This window comes from Achromobacter semiaridum, from assembly GCF_053543755.1.
On record NZ_JBLVOL010000053.1, the window covers coordinates 1 to 15335 of the forward strand.

The window sequence follows — 15335 nt, forward strand, 5'->3', positions numbered from 1 at the left end:
CCAAGCCCAGCCCCAAGGGCCAGCCAAGCCAGCCAAGCCCAGCCCCAAGGGTCAGCCCAGCCAGCCAAGCCCAACCCCAAGGGTAGCCGGCAGCCCGTAGCCCCAGCCTTGCCGCTAGCTGTGCCGCCAGCCCAGCCGCTACGCTTCAGCGTCGTAGGTGCCGGCCAGCGCGCGGGCGGCCTCCTGCATGCGGGGCAGCCAGCCGCGCGCCCCGTCGATGGACAAGCGGGCCACCGGCGCGTGCAGCGCCACGGCGGCGATCACGCGCGAGCCACGCAGGATGGGCACGGCCATGCAGACGATGCCCAGCAGGAATTCCTCGCGGTCAAAGCTGGCGCCTTCCTTCTTGATGGCGCGCAGCTCGTCCTCCAGCGCGCCCACCTCGCACAGCGTGTTGGGCGTGTAACGCGGCAAGGGCGCGGCGGCCAACAGGCGCGCGCGCGCCTCGCGCCGCATGTGCGCCAGAAACAGCTTGCCGCTGGCCGAACAGTGCAGCGGCACGCGAGAGCCCGTTTGCAGGTTCACCCGCAGCGGCCAGGCGGTTTCCACGCGATCCAGGTAGATGACTTCGTCGCCGTCCAGCATGGTGCAGTTACAGGTCTCGCCAATTTCGTCGACCAGGCTGTCCAGGATGCGATGGCGTTCACCGCGCAAGGGGGAATTAAGCAACGTGTCTCGCGCCAGGGCGCTAAGCCGAGGGCCGCTGACATAGCTTTTGCCCGCCGGTTCGCGTAGCAGCATCCCGGCTTCGACCAGCCGCGTCAGGATGCGCAGCACCGATGGCTTGGGCAGGCCCGTGGCGTCGGTCAGGGCGGCCAGCGACACCGGCGCGTCGGACCGGGCCACCTGTTCCAACAGGGTCAGCGCGCGCAGCGCGGCGGAGGATTCGTCTTTCATCTTCCAATATTTGCAGATTCAGCTGCCAGGGCGCCCTCGGCGTACGGATTTTGCAGAAAATGGAACGCAGTGGGATGGGAAGCGCGGGATTTCTCCGGCAGTATCGATTCACCCCGGCCATGATGCAAGCACGATGCAGGCAACCGCCCCGCGTGCCACCTCCCACAGCGCCGGCCTGCCAGGAGAGAGACCATGAGCAGCAAGCAACACATGACCCCCAGTGAAGCGTTCGTTGAAACGTTGGTCGCGCAGGGCGTCAAGGACGTATTCGGCATCGTTGGTTCAGCCTTCATGGACGCGCTGGACTTGTTTCCCGCCGCCGGCATCCGCTTCGTGCCCACCGTGCACGAGCAGGGCGCCGCCCACATGGCCGACGGCTATTCGCGCGTGACCGGCCGCCACGGCGTGTGCATCGCCCAGAACGGGCCAGGCATCACCAACTTCGTCACCGGCGTGGCCGCCGCCTACTGGGCGCACAGCCCCGTCGTGGCGATCACGCCCGAAACCGGCACGGCCGGCATGGGCCTGGGCGGCTTTCAGGAAACCGAGCAGCTGCCCATTTTTTCGCGCATCACCAAATACCAGGCGCACGTGAACCGGCCGGATCGCATGGCGGAATTCACCGCCAAGGCGTTTGACAACGCGATGGCCGAACGCGGCCCGACGCAGCTGAACATCCCGCGCGATTACTTCTACGGCGAGATCGACGTGGCCATCCCCGAGCCGCGCCGCGTGCGCCGTGGGCCAGGCGCCGAAGAAGACCTGGAAGCGGCGGCCCGGCTGCTGGCCGAGGCCAAGTTCCCGGTGATCGTGGCCGGCGGCGGCGTGCTGTTTTCCGAGGGCCAGGCGGAATGCGTGGCCTTGGCGGAACTGCTGGGGGCGCCCGTCGTCACCAGCTATCTGCACAACGACGCCTTTCCCGCCAGTCACCCGCTGTGGTGCGGCCCGCTGGGCTATCAAGGGGCCAAGGCCGGCATGAAGCTGCTGTCGCAGGCCGACGTGGTGCTGGCGCTGGGCACGCGGCTGGGGCCATTTGGCACCTTGCCGCAGCACGGGCTGGACTACTGGCCACTGGGCGCGCGCATCATCCAGGTGGATGCCGACCACCGCATGCTGGGGCTGGTGCGGCCCGTGTCGGTCGGCATCTGCGGCGACGCCAGGCCCGCCGCCGCTGCGCTGACCGACAAGCTGAAGTCGCGTGACGTCGCCTGCGTGCGCACCAAGGCCGCGCGCGGCGACGACATCGCTTCACAAAAGGCCGCCTGGGAAGCCGAGCTGGATGGCTGGTCGCACGAACGCGACGACTGGAGCCTGGACATCATCGAACAAGGCGGCGGCCGCATGCACCCACGGCGCATGCTGCGCGAACTGGAACGCGCCATGCCCAAGCATGTCATGGTGTCCACCGACATCGGCAACATCTGCTCGGTGTCCAACAGCTATCTGCGCTTTGACGAGCCCAATTCCATGCTGGCCGCCATGAGCTTCGGCAACTGCGGCTACGCGCTGCCGGCGTTGATCGGCGCCAAGCTGGGCCGCCCGGACCGCCCCGCCGTGGCCTATGTGGGCGACGGCGCGTGGTGCATGAGCTTCCAGGAATTGCTGACCTGCGTACGCGAAAAGATCCCGGTCACCGCCGTGGTGTTCCATAACGGCCAGTGGGGCGCGGAAAAGAAAAACCAGGTGGACTTCTACGGCCGCCGCTTCGTGGGCAGCAACCTGCTGAACCCGAATTTTTCCGAGCTGGCGCGCGCCATGGGGGCAGAGGGCATCCGGGTTGAACACGCGGACCAGGTGGGCGCGGCGTTGCAGGCGGCGTGCCGGGCGCAGTCCGAAGGCAAGACCACGGTGCTGGAAATGATGGTCAGCCAAGAGCTGGGCGATCCGTTCCGGCGCGACGCGCTGAAGCAGCCGGTGCGCTTTCTGGACAAGTACAAGCGCTACGTCAATCAACCGTTCCAGGCGGGCGAGGTGCCGTTGCCAATCGACCCGGTGGGGCGTTGAGGCCACCCCCGCCAGACACCAGGAGCCCGCCGTATGGCTAGCGATCAATTGTTCGCGCCGCTGCGCGATGCCGCGCTGTCGGCGGGCCGTCTGCGCACGGCGGTGGCATACCCCATGTCGGCCTCCAGCCTTGAGGCCGCCGTGCAGGCGCAGCGCGCGGGCCACATCGAACCGGTGCTGGTGGGGCCGGCGCGCAAGCTGCTTGATCGCTTGGCGCAGGCGGGCTTGCGGCCGGGGGACTTCGACATCGTCGACACGCCCGACGACGAATGCCTGGCCGCGCAGACGGCGGCCGGACTGGCGCGCGATGGCGCCGTGCAGATGCTGATGAAGGGCAGCCTGCACACCGATCATTTCATGGCGGCCGTGGTGTCGCGCGAATCCGGCTTGCGCACGAACCGGCGCGTCAGCCATGCCTTCGTGATGGGCGTGGCCGCCTACGCCAAGCTATTCATCCTGACGGACGCGGCGGTCAACATCGCGCCCACGCTGATGGAAAAGGCGGACATCGCGCAAAACGCCATCGACTTGGCACAGGCGCTGGGCATCGGGCGGCCCAAGGTGGCGGTGTTGTGCGCCACGGAATCCGTCAACCCCGCCATGCCGGCCACGCTGGACGCCGCGGCTTTGTCCAAGATGGCCGACCGCCAGCAGATACGGGGCGGCGACATCGATGGCCCGCTGGCGTTCGACAACGCCATCTCGCGACAGGCGGCGCAGGAAAAGGGCATTGTGTCGCGCGTGGCGGGCGACGCCGACATCCTGCTGGCGCCCGACATCGAAGCGGGCAACATGCTCTACAAGGAACTGACCTGGCTGGCCGGCGCGGACACCGCCGGGCTGGTGCTGGGCACGCGCGTGCCCGTGCTGCTGACCAGCCGGTCCGATTCCGTACAGGCACGCGTCAACAGCTGCGCCATCGCGGTGCTGCACGCCCGCGCCTTGCTGGCAGCGCGCGACGCTTAGCCGGAAAATTCTGGTGCAAGCGATTTTCCCCGTCTGGTTCTAGACCCTGCCACCCCCGCCACGTACCTTGAGTCCAGACGCCCGCGCGCGCTTGGCCACGGGCATTTCGACACAGGGAGCAGGCAATGCCAAACACCGTCACCGCCGACATGCTGGCCGAATTCGCGGCCGCCTGGAACCGCCACGATATCGATGCGCTGATGCGCTTCATGACGCAGGACTGCGTGTTCGAAACCGTCGGCGGGCCGGATGCCTGCGGCAGCCGGCACACGGGGTCGGAAGCTGTCCGCACGGCTTTCGCGGCGGCCTGGAAGAACTTTCCGGATGCGCAATGGAACAACGGCCGGCATTGGGTGGCGGGCGATCGTGGCGTATCGGAATGCACGTTCACGGGGACGGCGGCCGACGGCTCGCGCGTCGAGGCCGACATGGTCGATATCTTCACCTTTCAGGACGGCAAGATCCGCGTGAAGAACGCATTCCGCAAGCAGCGGCCCGCCTTGCCCGCCAGGGCGTGAGACGCGCATGGATACCCAAATGTCCTTCGACACCACGCGCGCGGCCACGGCTGCCGCCCCACGCGTGAACGCCTACAACCCCACGTACGATCCGCTGGTGTCGCCGCCCGGCCAGGGGCAGGACTACGCGCCCACCTACTGGGTCGCCACCGCGGGCGCGCCGCCCGAAGACGACGGCCCCATCCAGGGCGACGTGGATGCCGATGTGGTGATCGTGGGCTCGGGCTTTACCGGCCTGTCCGCCGCGCTGACGCTGGCGCGCGATTTCGGCGTGCGCGCGCTGGTGCTGGATGCGAACCGCGCCGTGTGGGGCTGCACCAGCCGCAATGGCGGGCAGGGGCAGAATGCCTCGGGGCGCCTGTACCGGTCGCAATGGATTGCCCGCTGGGGCTTGGATACCGCCAAGCGCCTGGACGCCGAAATCCGCGAAGGCTTCGAGTATTGGAAAAGCCTGGTGGCCCAGGTCGATTGCGACGCGCAGCCCGGCGGGCATCTGTACACCGCGCATCGGCAAAAGAAAATGGCGTTTCTGGCAAACGAGGCGCGCGTGATGCGCGAAGCGTTCGGCTACGACGCCCGCATGCTCAGCCAGGGCGAACTGCGTGAACGCTATGTGCACGATCACGAGGCCGTCGGCGCCATGCACGAACCCGACGGCGTGGGCGTGCATCCCTTGAAGCTGGCCTATGGCTATTTGCGCCAGGCGCGCGCGCTGGGCGTGCGCGTGCACCCGTCCAGCCCGGTGCTGGGCTGGCGCCGCGACAACGGCGCCATCGCGCTGCAAACCCCGGCGGGCGTGGTGCGCGCGCGCCGCGTGGCGTTTGCCACCGGCGGCTACACGGCGCAGGGCATCAACCCGCTGCTGGACAACCGCATCATGCCGGTGCTGTCCAATTCCATGGTCACGCGGGTGCTGACCGACGCCGAACGCGCGGCTGCCGGCCTGAAAAGCACCGTGTTCATCACCGACACCCGCACCTTGCGTTTCTATTACCGCCTGCTGCCCGATGGCCGCATGCAGATCGGCAGCCGTAGCGCCTTGCGCGGCGCCGACGCCCAGCACCCGCGCCATCTGGCCTTGCTGCGCGAAGGGCTGGCCCGCAAGTTCCCGTCGCTGCGTGATGTCGAGGTGGCGTATTCATGGTGGGGCTGGGTCGACGTCAGCCACGACATGATGCCGCGCGTGACCCAGCCCGATCCGTCCCAGCCCGTGTACTACGCCTTTGGCTACGGCGGCAACGGCGTGGCGTTCTCGGCCCAGGCCGGCAAGCGGCTGGCCCAGCGGATGATGGGCCAGGACGGCGCGCCGTGGAACCTGCCGATCTACGATTCCCCGCTGCCCGGGCACCTGTTCGCCCCGTTCAGGCGGTTGGGGCAGGGGCTGCTGTATCGCTGGTATCACCTGCGGGACGAGCATCTGTAGCATGCACGGGTGTCGTGCATCGGTGGCAGGCCCCCGTAGCGTGCAACCTGAACCGCGTGCCGATGCGGCCCGCGCCTACGCCGCCGCCCTCAGCCGATACCGGCGCACCACCTGCGCCAATTTTGCGATGCCCGGTTCGATCAATTCCGGCCGAATCGACGTGAAGCCCACGCGCAGGAAATTGCGGGGCGCGTCGGCACCATTCATGAAGAAGACGTCGCCCGGTTCCACCACCACGCCCGCGGCCAACGCCGCGTCGGATAGTTCGGCGGCGTTCAGCCAGGGCGGGCCTTGCAGCCAGCACGACGACGACCCCGTGATGGGCGTGGGCGTGAAATCGGGCAGGTGGCGGGCCAGCGCGTGCGCCAGTTCCGCGCCGCGCCGTTGATATGCCTGCGACTGCTTGCGCAGCAGCGAATGGTGATGACCCAGCGAAATGAACAACGAAAACGCGCGCTGGATGTAGGCGGACGGGTGCCGCAGCATCAAGCGGCGCAACGCGCGCAGTTCGCGGGTCAGCTCGCGCGGGGCAACGATATAGCCGATGCGCAGGCCCGGCGCAAATGACTTCGCCAGGCTGCCGACATAGATCACCCGCCCGTCGCGGTCCTGGCTTTTCAACGCCGGAATCGCGCCTTCGCCCCAGCGGCTTTCGCTTTCGAAGTCGTCTTCGATAATCATGCTGTCGGCCTGGCGCGCCAGCGCCAGCAGCGTCTCGCGGCGTTCCATCGACAGCGTGACCGTGGTGGGGCATTGATGCCCTGGCGTCACAAACACATAGTCGCAGCCCAGCAGGTGCGTGCCCGTGCACAGGCCGCCGTCGTCCACCGGCACCGGCAACAAGTGGCGCGTATGGCTGGCAAAGATGTTGCGGGCGTCGGGGTAGCCGGGGTCTTCCATGCCGACCACGGTGTCTTCGTTGACCAGCAGGTCCGCCAGCAGATACAGCGCGTGCTGCGCACCCACGGTAATGACGATTTCTTCGGCATCCGCCCACACGCCCCGACGCGGCAACACCTGCGTGCGGATCTGTTCGATCAAGGCGGGGTCGTCGTGCGTGATCAGGTCGGGCGCCCAGCTGCGGATGTCCAGCACGGATAGCGCCTTGATGCAGCATTCGCGCCATTCGGCGGTGGGAAACAGGTCGGCGTCGAACTGGCCGTACACAAACGGGTAGGGCTGCTTCTGCCAGTCTTGCGGCTTGGTGATATTGCGTTGTTGCGATGGCCGAAACCGCAGCCGTTCGTCCCAGCGCACGCGCTGCGGCGGGTCAACCTCCAGCGTGGCGGCCGTCGGATCGGGCGCCGAGCCCGAATGCCCCTGCATCACCGTATCGCAAACGAAATGCCCGCTGCGCTCGCGCGACACCAGATACCCTTCGCTGACCAGCTGCTGGTACGCAAAGACCACCGTGTTGCGCGCGATGCAAAGCTGGTCGGCCAACTGGCGGCTGGACGGCACCGGCATGCCGGGCGGCAAGTGCCCGCTAAGAATTGCCGACACCAGCATCTGGCGCACGCGGCCTTGCAGGCTGAGGTTGGGCGCGCTTTCCCGTTCGAACAGGCGTTCCCACATCACAGGCTTTTGCATCGCGGCCTGGCTGGACATGACGGCTCCTTGTGATGGTGGCGCGGGGCCTGAAGTCAAGGGCCGCCGCGCGATCCGGTAGTCAGGATAGAGGACGCCCATCGGGGGCGGAATGGGGGATTGCCCTGCCGGCCGCGTGCATCCGGCGGGCAGGGCAAACAGGGGCGCGCCATTGGCCCAGGCGGCTAGATGCGTCCCTTCCATGGGATGGCAAATTTCTCTACATAGCGCACCAGCAGATCGAAGGCGAAGGCGAATACACCGATCACGATGATGCCCATGATGACGATGTCGCTGGCCAGGAACTGCGCGGCGTTCAACACCATGAAGCCCAGCCCCCGGTCGGCGGCCACCATTTCGCCCGCCACCAGCGTGGTCCAGCCCACGCCGATGCCGATGCGCAGGCCCGTGAAAATCTCGGGCATGGCCGCCTTCAGGATCACGTGCCAGACGATCTGCATCGGCGTGCCGCCCATGGCGTAGGCGGCATGGATCTGTTCGATGGATACCGACCGCACCCCGGCGCGCGCCGCGATCGCCATGGGCGCGAAGATGGCCAGGTAAATCAGCAGAATCTTGGGAAATTCACCGATGCCGAACCAGATGATGATCAGCGGCAGGTACGCCAACGGGGGCAAGGGGCGGTAGAACTCGATGGGCGGGTCGAAAATGCCGCGCGCGTAGCGGTTGACGCCCATCAGGATGCCGACGGGCACGGCGGTGATGCAGGCCAGGAAAAATGCCGAGAACACGCGTGTCAGGCTGGCCATGGCGTGTTCGGCCAAGGTGGAGTTGGCCACGCCGTCGGTCATGGCCGATACGAACTTGTCGTACACGGCAAAGGGCGATGGCAGGAACAGCGGCTTGACCCAGCCGGTGCTGGTCACCAGGAACCACAGCGCCACCAGCGCAATGCTGGTGATCAGGCTGATGTGCCCGCTGTAGCCGGCGCCGGGTGCGCCATAGACCTTGCCGGGGGTGGCCGGCTTGCGGCCCCCCCGGGCCTCACGCATGGGCCGGCTCGCGGGCGGACTCGTGGGCGGCAAGCTCGTCGCCGTAGATGATGCCAAGGACTTGCTCGCGCATGGCGATGAAGTCGGGGCTGGATTTGATGCGGCGGCCATCGCGGGTCTCCAGGTAGCGCCGGTTGAAGTCCGGCGTGAAGGTGTGCGTGATGCGCCCCGGGCGCGGCGACATGACGATCAGCCGCGATCCCAGGAACAGCGCCTCTTCCACGCTATGGGTAATGAAGAAGAACATCTTGTTGGTCTGGCGCCAGATATCCAGCAGCAGTTCCTGGATGGTTTCACGCGTCAGCGCGTCCAGCGCCGCCATGGGTTCGTCCATCAGCAGCATGGCGGGGTCGCACGTCAGCGCGCGCGCGATGCCCACGCGCTGCTGCATGCCGCCGGACAGCTGGTAGATCATGTGGCGGTGAAAGTCCTGCAAGCCCACCAGTTCCAGGTTGCGGCGCGCGCGGGCACGCCGCGTTTCCTTGTCCACGCCTTGCAGCTTCAGGCCGAATTCCGTGTTCTCCAGTACGTTCAGCCAGGGCAGCAGCGCGTGCTTCTGGAACACTACGCCCCGGTCGGCGCCCGGGCCGACAATCGGCCGACCGCCCAGCGTGATCTGCCCTTCGGTGGGCGATAGAAAGCCGGCAAGCAGGCTAAGCAAGGTGGTCTTGCCGCAGCCCGATGCGCCCAGCGCCACGACGAACTCGCCGGGCTCGATGGTCAGGTTGACGTCTTGCAGCGCGATGACGGGCCCGCTGTCGTGCAGCCCGGGGTAGGTGACGCTGACATGGTCCGCGCGCAGCGCCTGGGCGGCGGGCAGGGTCGGGTGGTTCATGCGGATTCCCCTTGAAACGGGACGCCCGCGTCAAGGCGGGCGTCCTTCCCGAAGACGCCGGCGTTACTTGGCCGCCGCCTTCGCGTACTGGTCGGTCACGTGCGGGCTGTAGTCGGTCAGCGCCCGGTCGATCTGCTTCTGGTCCTTCAGGAACTTGGCGCTGGCGTCCAGCGCGCGCACGGCGCCGGATTCCTTGCCGCCACCCAGCCAGGTCGCCGACGCCTGCTCTTGCGCGGTCGGGAACACCAGCAGCTTGAGTGCGGTGATGATGTCGTCCGGCTTGCCGCCGATCAGCCGCACGATGCCTTTAACCTGGGGCGAATCGGCCGTCCACTTGGCGCCGTTTGCGTGATAGTCGGCGTAGGACTTGGCCAGCACGCCGGTGAAGGCGGCCATGAACTTCGGGTTCTTCGCGGCCCAGGCGCGGTCTACGACGATGCCGTCGAACGTAGGCACGCTGGCGCGGCCGATGGCTTCGGAATCGGCAATCACCTTGCCGGTCTTTTCAATTTCGGTCAGGGCGGGCGGCCACACGTAGGCGGCGTCGATGTCACCGCGCTGCCAGGCGGCCACGATCTGTGGCGGCTGCATGTTCAGAATGCGCACGTCGCGCGGGTTGATCTTCCAGACCTGGTCCAGGCCCACCAATAGGTGAAAGTGCGACGTCGACACAAACGGCGTGGCCACGCGCTTGCCCTTGAGGTCAGCCGTGCTGTTGATGCCCGACCCATTGCGCGCGACTAGCGCTTCGGACTTGCCGATGTTGTCCAGGATCCAGAACAGTTGCAGGGCCACGCCGCGCGTGGCGGCCGACGTGATGCCGGTGGACCCCAGCACCCCCACCGGCACATTGCCCGAGGCCAGCGCCGTGGAAATATCCCCGCCGGAGGTGAACTGGCGCCAGTCGACCTGGTAGCCGGCTGCTTTTAATGCAGCATCGAAGCTGCCATCGGCAATGGACGACAAAAACGGGCCGACGATCTGTTGATAGCCCACCACCAGCTTGGTCTGGGCGTAAGCCGGCGCGGCCACCAGCGCAGCGGTAAGGCCGGCCAGGGTGCAGCGGCGGATGAGGCGGTAAATCGCGTTCATGGTGATCTCCGAAAGAGAGTGGGCCGCGCCCCGACGCGACCGGCTTTGTGCCGGTGCGGCCTGGTGCCAGTTTGCCCGGATAGGGCCAGAACGCTAGGTCCAGATGGGCGGTTCAGTAGGTGCCAAAGCGGCGACCCGGGGCGCGCGCGGGCGGGGTGTACCCATGGTGGTTCCCGGCATCGTCCACCGGCTATCGGCCAAATGCCCGAGGCCCGCGCCGGCGCTGGTCGTTAGCACCAAAACACCGATTTCACGGTGACGGAAATGTCATTCATTTGTTAACGATTTGTCCGAGGCGCTGGGATACATTCGTTTCGTCCGACCCAGCGGGCGCGGTGGACCCCGTCCAGGCCTTCAGTCCCCGCTGGCGCGCGTTCGCTGCCCCGGGGTCATGAATTCCTTCGAGGTCGTATGTTCACTCACTTGAAAGTCCGCAGCTGTCTGGGCATTTTGCTGGCGCTGTTCTTCACCGGCATGCTGGTGGCCAACGGCGCGGCCTGGCTGGACACACGCTCCAGCAACGCCAAGCTGGGCCAGGTCAACGAAGCCTATTCGATGCGCGTCGTGCCCGCCTACGAGGCCTACACCCTGATGCTGCGCGCGCGGCTGGCGATGGACGCCGCGATGATCAACCGGCAGGTCGGCCGCATTACGGAAAGCGATGCCGATGCGGCGCGTGCCGAAGACCTGTGGCGACGCTCGCGCGAGCGTTTTGATGCGTTCGCCAGCGAGGTCCGCGCGCCCGCGTTGCAGGAAAAGGCCGCGCCCGTGGCCGCTGCGTTCAAGCTTTACGACGGGCTGGCCGCCGAACAGTTCGAATCCATGCGCGGCCAGGACGCCCGCGCGTTCGCCTTGCAGATGGATGCGGTGCAGGGCGCCCACCTGGCGTTCGACCACGAATTGGCCGGCTACCTGCGCTATGTGGACGCCCAGACCAACGGCTTTGTCGAAGCCGCCGCCACCCGGCACGTGCGCGCCAACACGCTGATCGCCGCCTTGCTTGCCGTGGCGGTGCTGCTCAGTATCGGCGCGGCGCTGTTTGTCAGCCGCTCGGTGTTACGCCCCTTGCTGCGCGCCGGCGCGCATTTTCAAAGCATCGCCGACGGCAATCTGACCAACCCGATCGAGATCAAATCGCACAATGAAATGGGTCAACTTTTTCTTGGCCTGCAACGCATGCAGGCAAGCCTGGCCAAGACGGTCGCCGCCGTTCGTCAAAGCGTGCACCAGATCAGCCAGGGCACCCGCGACATCGCCGAGGGCAATGTGCTGCTGTCGTCGCGTACCGAACAGCAGGCCGCTACCCTGGAAGAAACGGCGCTGTCGATGGGCCGGCTGGCGGTAACCGTCAAAGAAAACGCCGACAACGCGCTGCGCGCCAACCAGCTGGCCGAAGGCGCCTCGCAGGGGGCGGGGCGGGGGGCCGCGGTGGTGGCCGACGTGGTGGGCACCATGCAGGACATCAGCGCCAGTTCGGCCAAGATCACGCACATTGTGTCCGTCATCGACGGCATTGCGTTTCAAACCAACATCCTGGCGCTGAACGCCGCCGTGGAGGCGGCCCGCGCGGGTGACCAGGGCAAGGGGTTTGCCGTGGTGGCCGGAGAAGTGCGCGCCCTGGCCCAACGCAGCGCGCTGGCCGCACGCGAGATCAAGCAGCTGATCGCCGATTCGGCCGGCCGGGTGCAGGCGGGCGCGCAGCAGGTGGCGCTGGCCGGCGAAACCATGCGCGAAATCGAAAGCGCCGTGCACCGCGTGACCGACATCATGGGCGAAATCGCCGCCGCATCCAGCGAGCAGGCCCAGGGCATCGACCAGGTGAACCTGGCGGTGTCCAGCATGGACGAGGCCACGCAGCAGAACGCGGCGCTGGTTGAACAGGCCGCCGCGTCCGCGCGGGCGCTGCGCGATCAGGCCGACGGCCTGGCGCAAACCGTCGCCGTCTTCACCGTATCGCCGCGCGTCGTCATCGACATGCCCGGCGCGCGCGTCTCGAATGCATCCACGGCCACGCAGACGGCCCCGGCCCGGGCTGCTGCCCCGCGCAACCGCGTGGCATTGCAGCGGCCGGCGCCGGCGACAGCGCCCGCGGGGCTGGGCGCGGCCGTGCAAGACGATTGGCAGGTGTTCTGACGAAGCGGCGCCGGAAGGAGGATCTGGCGCCCGCCCGGTAGTATCCGCTGGCCGGTTCCGTGGGGATAGGCCAGCGGTCGATCAACGCTACGCACGTGCGCAAAGCCGGGCAGCCGGTCGGCCGCGTGCCCTCACGACAAGAAGAAAACAATGAGCGATTTCGACATGGTGATACGCGGTTCGCTGGTCAACGCCGATAGCATTCTGGAGGACGGTTGGTTGGGGGTCATGGACGGCAAGGTTGCGGCAATGGGCAGCCACAGCCCGCCTGCCGCGCGGGATCAGGTGGACGCGCGTGGCTTGTGGGTGCTACCGGGCGCCGTCGACAGCCGCACGTATATCGGCGGCTGGGCCGATGGTTGCGGCATCCGCCGCGCCTCGCGGGCGGCGGCCGCGGGCGGGGTGACCACGCTGGTGGACATGCCTTACGAACACGCCGAAGTGGTGGCCAGCCGTGCGCAGCTGGATGCGATGGTCTCGCGCATCGGGCGTGAAGCACACGTGGACGTGGCGGTGGCCGGCACCGTCAACACCCAGCACGGCCTGGATGCCGCCGACGCGCTGGCCAGAGGCGGCGTGTGCGCCTTTTCCATTCCCACGTTCGAGAACGAGCGCCACCGCTTTGCCCATCACGAAAGCGATTTATTGCAGGCGTTCCAGGGCATTGCGCGCTTTGGCCTGGCGTGCAGCATGCACAACCATGCGCGGCTGACGGCCAGCCGTAACGCGCGGCGCTTGCTGGATGCCGGCCGGCCGGGCAGGGAAGTGCTGGCCCGCGCCAACCTGCCCCTGATCGAAGGCTTGACCACGCGCCTGTTGTGCCGCGTTGGCGCGGCGGCCGGCGTGCGCATGCAGGCGGCGGACGTGTGGTCCGAAGAAGGCTATGCCATGTGCGCCCGCTACCGCCAGGCGGGGCACTGGGTCACCATCGAGACCAGCTTGCGCAGCCTGGTCATGAGCACCGAAGACGCCATTGAGCAATTTGGCGGTTCGGCCGGCGACTACCCCTTGCTGCGGCCCAGCGTCGAGGTCGACGCGCTTTGGCGGCGGCTGGCCACCGACATGTGCACCTTTGTGTCCAGCGGGTACCAGGCGCGCGGCGACGACGCCGGGGACGACTCGGCGCCCACGGTCGACTACGGGCCCGACCTGCTCTTGCCCGCGCTGTGGTCCGGCTGCGAATCGCGCGGCTTGTCGCCCACGCTGGTGGTGCGCCTGCTGTCGCAAAAGCCTGCTGAACATTTCCTGCTGGACGACCGCAAGGGCTCGTTCGACATCGGCAAGGATGCAGACTTTGTCGTACTGGCGCCCGGGCGTTCGGCGGCGCAGCCAGAGCAGGCGTTCGGGCGGCCCTACACCGTGCATGTGTTCGGCACGTGGCGCCGGGGTGAACTGGTGTATGACGGTAGCCGGGTGCAGGGCGAACCGGGCAAGGGCCGTTACCTGCGGCCGCGCGCCACGGTCCGTGAAGAGCGTGGCGCGATGATGATGTGATCGCGTGTGGCGATGCGCGCCGGGCGACAGCGCGGCGCGCATCAATCAGTACGGCGGGTCGCGTTGTTCCATGACGTAGCCCAGGCCCCATACGGTATGCAGCAAGCGCGAACTGAACGGGTCGTCCATCTTCATGCGCAGCCTGCGCACGGCCACGTCGATGGCGTTGGTGCCACGGTCAAAGTTGATACCCCACACGTGCGCGGCCAGGTTCATGCGCGATTGCACTTCGCCATGCTTGCGCATCAGCCGTTCAAGCAGCGCGAATTCAATCGCGGTCAGCCGGATGCGCTGGCCTTCGCGCAGGGCCTTGCGGCTTAACAGTTGCAGTTCAAGATCCCCCACGCGCAAGACGTGCTGCGTGCTGGGACCGTCGGCGGGCGAGGATCGCCGATTGATGGCCTTCATGCGCGCGACCAATTCGCACGTGGCGTAGGGCTTGGCCAGGTAGTCGTCCGCGCCTTCGCTCAAGCCTTGCACGCGCGCTTGCAGTTCGTCACGCGCCGAGACGATCAGCACCGGCACATTGCTTTCCTTGCGCAGTTCCCGCAGCACGGTAAAACCGTCCATCACGGGCAGCTGCACATCAAGCAGGATCAGGTCATACGGAAACGTTTTTGCGATGCGTAGGCCGCTTACTCCATCGGTGGCAATGTGGACGATCTGGCCTTGCTCGGCAAGCGTATGGCTCAGTGCTTCCGCCGAGGTCTTGTCATTGTCGATTACGAGGACTTTCATGGGTTACTGCATCGAATGGACGCCGCTGTCTTGCCGGCCCGCGCCAGGGCGCGAACGTGCAAATTGACGGTCTTGTGCAAACGGACTGGCGCAACGATTGCAGCGGTGAAGCGTGCACGCCAGGCGACCCGTCATGCTGACGGCTAATAACGCGCTTGTGAATTGGAAGAGTCTTAAAAATGCCCCGACCGGCAGGCCGGTCGGGGTAAAGCTGCTGCGAACGGTGTGTCAGATCGGGGGGGGGAAGGCGACGACACCGTTTTTGCTGCGACGACTGCAACTTCAAACAACAACTAGACATCTCACGACGTTTGCTTTCAGACGCTGTGGCGGCTCCGATTGCTAGGTCGCGGTTCGCAGCGTAATGATTGTGAGGGGGCTGCGAATGAATCCAATGTAGGGCGTGTCGGCACCGTCCGTTCGCTTGAAAACGGACGTTTGCGGCGGGGATTTGGGGCGTTTCAATTGGGGGTGATACGCCGGTCGATTCCGCGTATTCCGGCGGATATCCGGGCGGGCGCACGCAGGCGGGACAAAACAAGGCAGTGGGCGCGTATCGTTGCCCCGCAATCCGCCGAGCAAGGACGTCGGCGGGTGCTATCTCCGCGGATTCAAAGCCAAGTGAAACGGGCGGG

The 15335-nt window shown here is 66.8% G+C and carries 12 protein-coding genes; 6 read left to right on the forward strand and 6 right to left on the reverse strand.

The window, feature by feature from the left end; all coding sequences use genetic code 11:
* Window positions 1-138 precede the first annotated feature (138 nt).
* On the reverse strand, window positions 139-897 hold the full coding sequence (locus ACNPP0_RS15570) for an IclR family transcriptional regulator (protein ID WP_332607704.1): 759 nt from the start codon (window positions 895-897) through the stop codon (window positions 139-141).
* 192 nt (window positions 898-1089) lie between these two features.
* Between ACNPP0_RS15570 and xsc the strand changes: the two genes are divergently transcribed.
* The 4 genes from xsc to ACNPP0_RS15590 all read left to right on the forward strand — a co-directional run bounded on the left by xsc (window position 1090) and on the right by ACNPP0_RS15590 (window position 5808).
* Window positions 1090-2901 (forward strand): sulfoacetaldehyde acetyltransferase, encoded by a 1812-nt coding sequence (gene xsc / locus ACNPP0_RS15575; protein WP_448706387.1) that lies wholly within the window; start codon window positions 1090-1092, stop codon window positions 2899-2901.
* Between the two features lie 33 nt (window positions 2902-2934).
* On the forward strand, window positions 2935-3867 hold the full coding sequence (locus ACNPP0_RS15580; protein ID WP_332607706.1) for a bifunctional enoyl-CoA hydratase/phosphate acetyltransferase: 933 nt from the start codon (window positions 2935-2937) through the stop codon (window positions 3865-3867).
* 125 nt (window positions 3868-3992) lie between these two features.
* Window positions 3993-4385, forward strand: coding sequence for a nuclear transport factor 2 family protein (locus ACNPP0_RS15585; protein WP_448706388.1), 393 nt, complete (start codon window positions 3993-3995; stop codon window positions 4383-4385).
* A gap of 7 nt (window positions 4386-4392) precedes the next feature.
* Entirely contained in the window at window positions 4393-5808 is a 1416-nt protein-coding gene (locus tag ACNPP0_RS15590; RefSeq protein ID WP_442880129.1) for an NAD(P)/FAD-dependent oxidoreductase, read from the forward strand.
* A 75-nt stretch (window positions 5809-5883) separates the two neighbouring features.
* Here ACNPP0_RS15590 and pdxR read toward each other — a convergent pair whose 3' ends face one another.
* The 4 genes from pdxR to tauA all read right to left on the reverse strand — a co-directional run bounded on the left by pdxR (window position 5884) and on the right by tauA (window position 10335).
* Complete coding sequence (pdxR, locus tag ACNPP0_RS15595; protein WP_448706389.1) at window positions 5884-7416, reverse strand: MocR-like pyridoxine biosynthesis transcription factor PdxR; 1533 nt, start codon at window positions 7414-7416, stop codon at window positions 5884-5886.
* Window positions 7417-7580: 164 nt separating this feature from the next.
* Complete coding sequence (locus ACNPP0_RS15600; RefSeq protein WP_448706390.1) at window positions 7581-8408, reverse strand: ABC transporter permease subunit; 828 nt, start codon at window positions 8406-8408, stop codon at window positions 7581-7583.
* Entirely contained in the window at window positions 8401-9243 is an 843-nt protein-coding gene (locus ACNPP0_RS15605; protein ID WP_332607711.1) for a taurine ABC transporter ATP-binding protein, read from the reverse strand. The genes ACNPP0_RS15600 and ACNPP0_RS15605 overlap by 8 nt, the downstream gene beginning before the upstream one ends.
* Before the next feature lie 63 nt (window positions 9244-9306).
* Window positions 9307-10335, reverse strand: a complete 1029-nt coding sequence (gene tauA, locus ACNPP0_RS15610; RefSeq protein WP_448706391.1) for a taurine ABC transporter substrate-binding protein — start codon at window positions 10333-10335, stop codon at window positions 9307-9309.
* A 411-nt stretch (window positions 10336-10746) separates the two neighbouring features.
* Between tauA and ACNPP0_RS15615 the strand changes: the two genes are divergently transcribed.
* Window positions 10747-12468 carry a methyl-accepting chemotaxis protein gene (locus ACNPP0_RS15615; protein WP_448706392.1) on the forward strand — a complete coding sequence of 574 codons (1722 nt, stop codon included), beginning with the start codon at window positions 10747-10749 and terminating at the stop codon, window positions 12466-12468.
* Between the two features lie 150 nt (window positions 12469-12618).
* Entirely contained in the window at window positions 12619-13962 is a 1344-nt protein-coding gene (locus tag ACNPP0_RS15620; RefSeq protein ID WP_448706393.1) for an amidohydrolase family protein, read from the forward strand.
* Between the two features lie 45 nt (window positions 13963-14007).
* Here the strand turns inward: ACNPP0_RS15620 and ACNPP0_RS15625 are convergent, their stop codons facing one another.
* Entirely contained in the window at window positions 14008-14700 is a 693-nt protein-coding gene (locus tag ACNPP0_RS15625; protein ID WP_332607715.1) for a response regulator, read from the reverse strand.
* Between the last annotated feature and the right edge of the window lie 635 nt (window positions 14701-15335).

Excerpts from the sequence above, each read along its gene's own strand:
- ACNPP0_RS15570 (WP_332607704.1), bottom strand. The coding sequence starts at position 897 with ATGAAAGACGAATCCTCCGCCGCGCTGCGCGCGCTGACCCTGTTGGAA.
- xsc (WP_448706387.1), top strand. The coding sequence starts at position 1,090 with ATGAGCAGCAAGCAACACATGACCCCCAGTGAAGCGTTCGTTGAAACG.
- ACNPP0_RS15580 (WP_332607706.1), top strand. The coding sequence starts at position 2,935 with ATGGCTAGCGATCAATTGTTCGCGCCGCTGCGCGATGCCGCGCTGTCG.
- ACNPP0_RS15585 (WP_448706388.1), top strand. The coding sequence starts at position 3,993 with ATGCCAAACACCGTCACCGCCGACATGCTGGCCGAATTCGCGGCCGCC.
- ACNPP0_RS15590 (WP_442880129.1), top strand. The coding sequence starts at position 4,393 with ATGGATACCCAAATGTCCTTCGACACCACGCGCGCGGCCACGGCTGCC.
- pdxR (WP_448706389.1), bottom strand. The coding sequence starts at position 7,416 with ATGTCCAGCCAGGCCGCGATGCAAAAGCCTGTGATGTGGGAACGCCTG.
- ACNPP0_RS15600 (WP_448706390.1), bottom strand. The coding sequence starts at position 8,408 with ATGCGTGAGGCCCGGGGGGGCCGCAAGCCGGCCACCCCCGGCAAGGTC.
- ACNPP0_RS15605 (WP_332607711.1), bottom strand. The coding sequence starts at position 9,243 with ATGAACCACCCGACCCTGCCCGCCGCCCAGGCGCTGCGCGCGGACCAT.
- tauA (WP_448706391.1), bottom strand. The coding sequence starts at position 10,335 with ATGAACGCGATTTACCGCCTCATCCGCCGCTGCACCCTGGCCGGCCTT.
- ACNPP0_RS15615 (WP_448706392.1), top strand. The coding sequence starts at position 10,747 with ATGTTCACTCACTTGAAAGTCCGCAGCTGTCTGGGCATTTTGCTGGCG.
- ACNPP0_RS15620 (WP_448706393.1), top strand. The coding sequence starts at position 12,619 with ATGAGCGATTTCGACATGGTGATACGCGGTTCGCTGGTCAACGCCGAT.
- ACNPP0_RS15625 (WP_332607715.1), bottom strand. The coding sequence starts at position 14,700 with ATGAAAGTCCTCGTAATCGACAATGACAAGACCTCGGCGGAAGCACTG.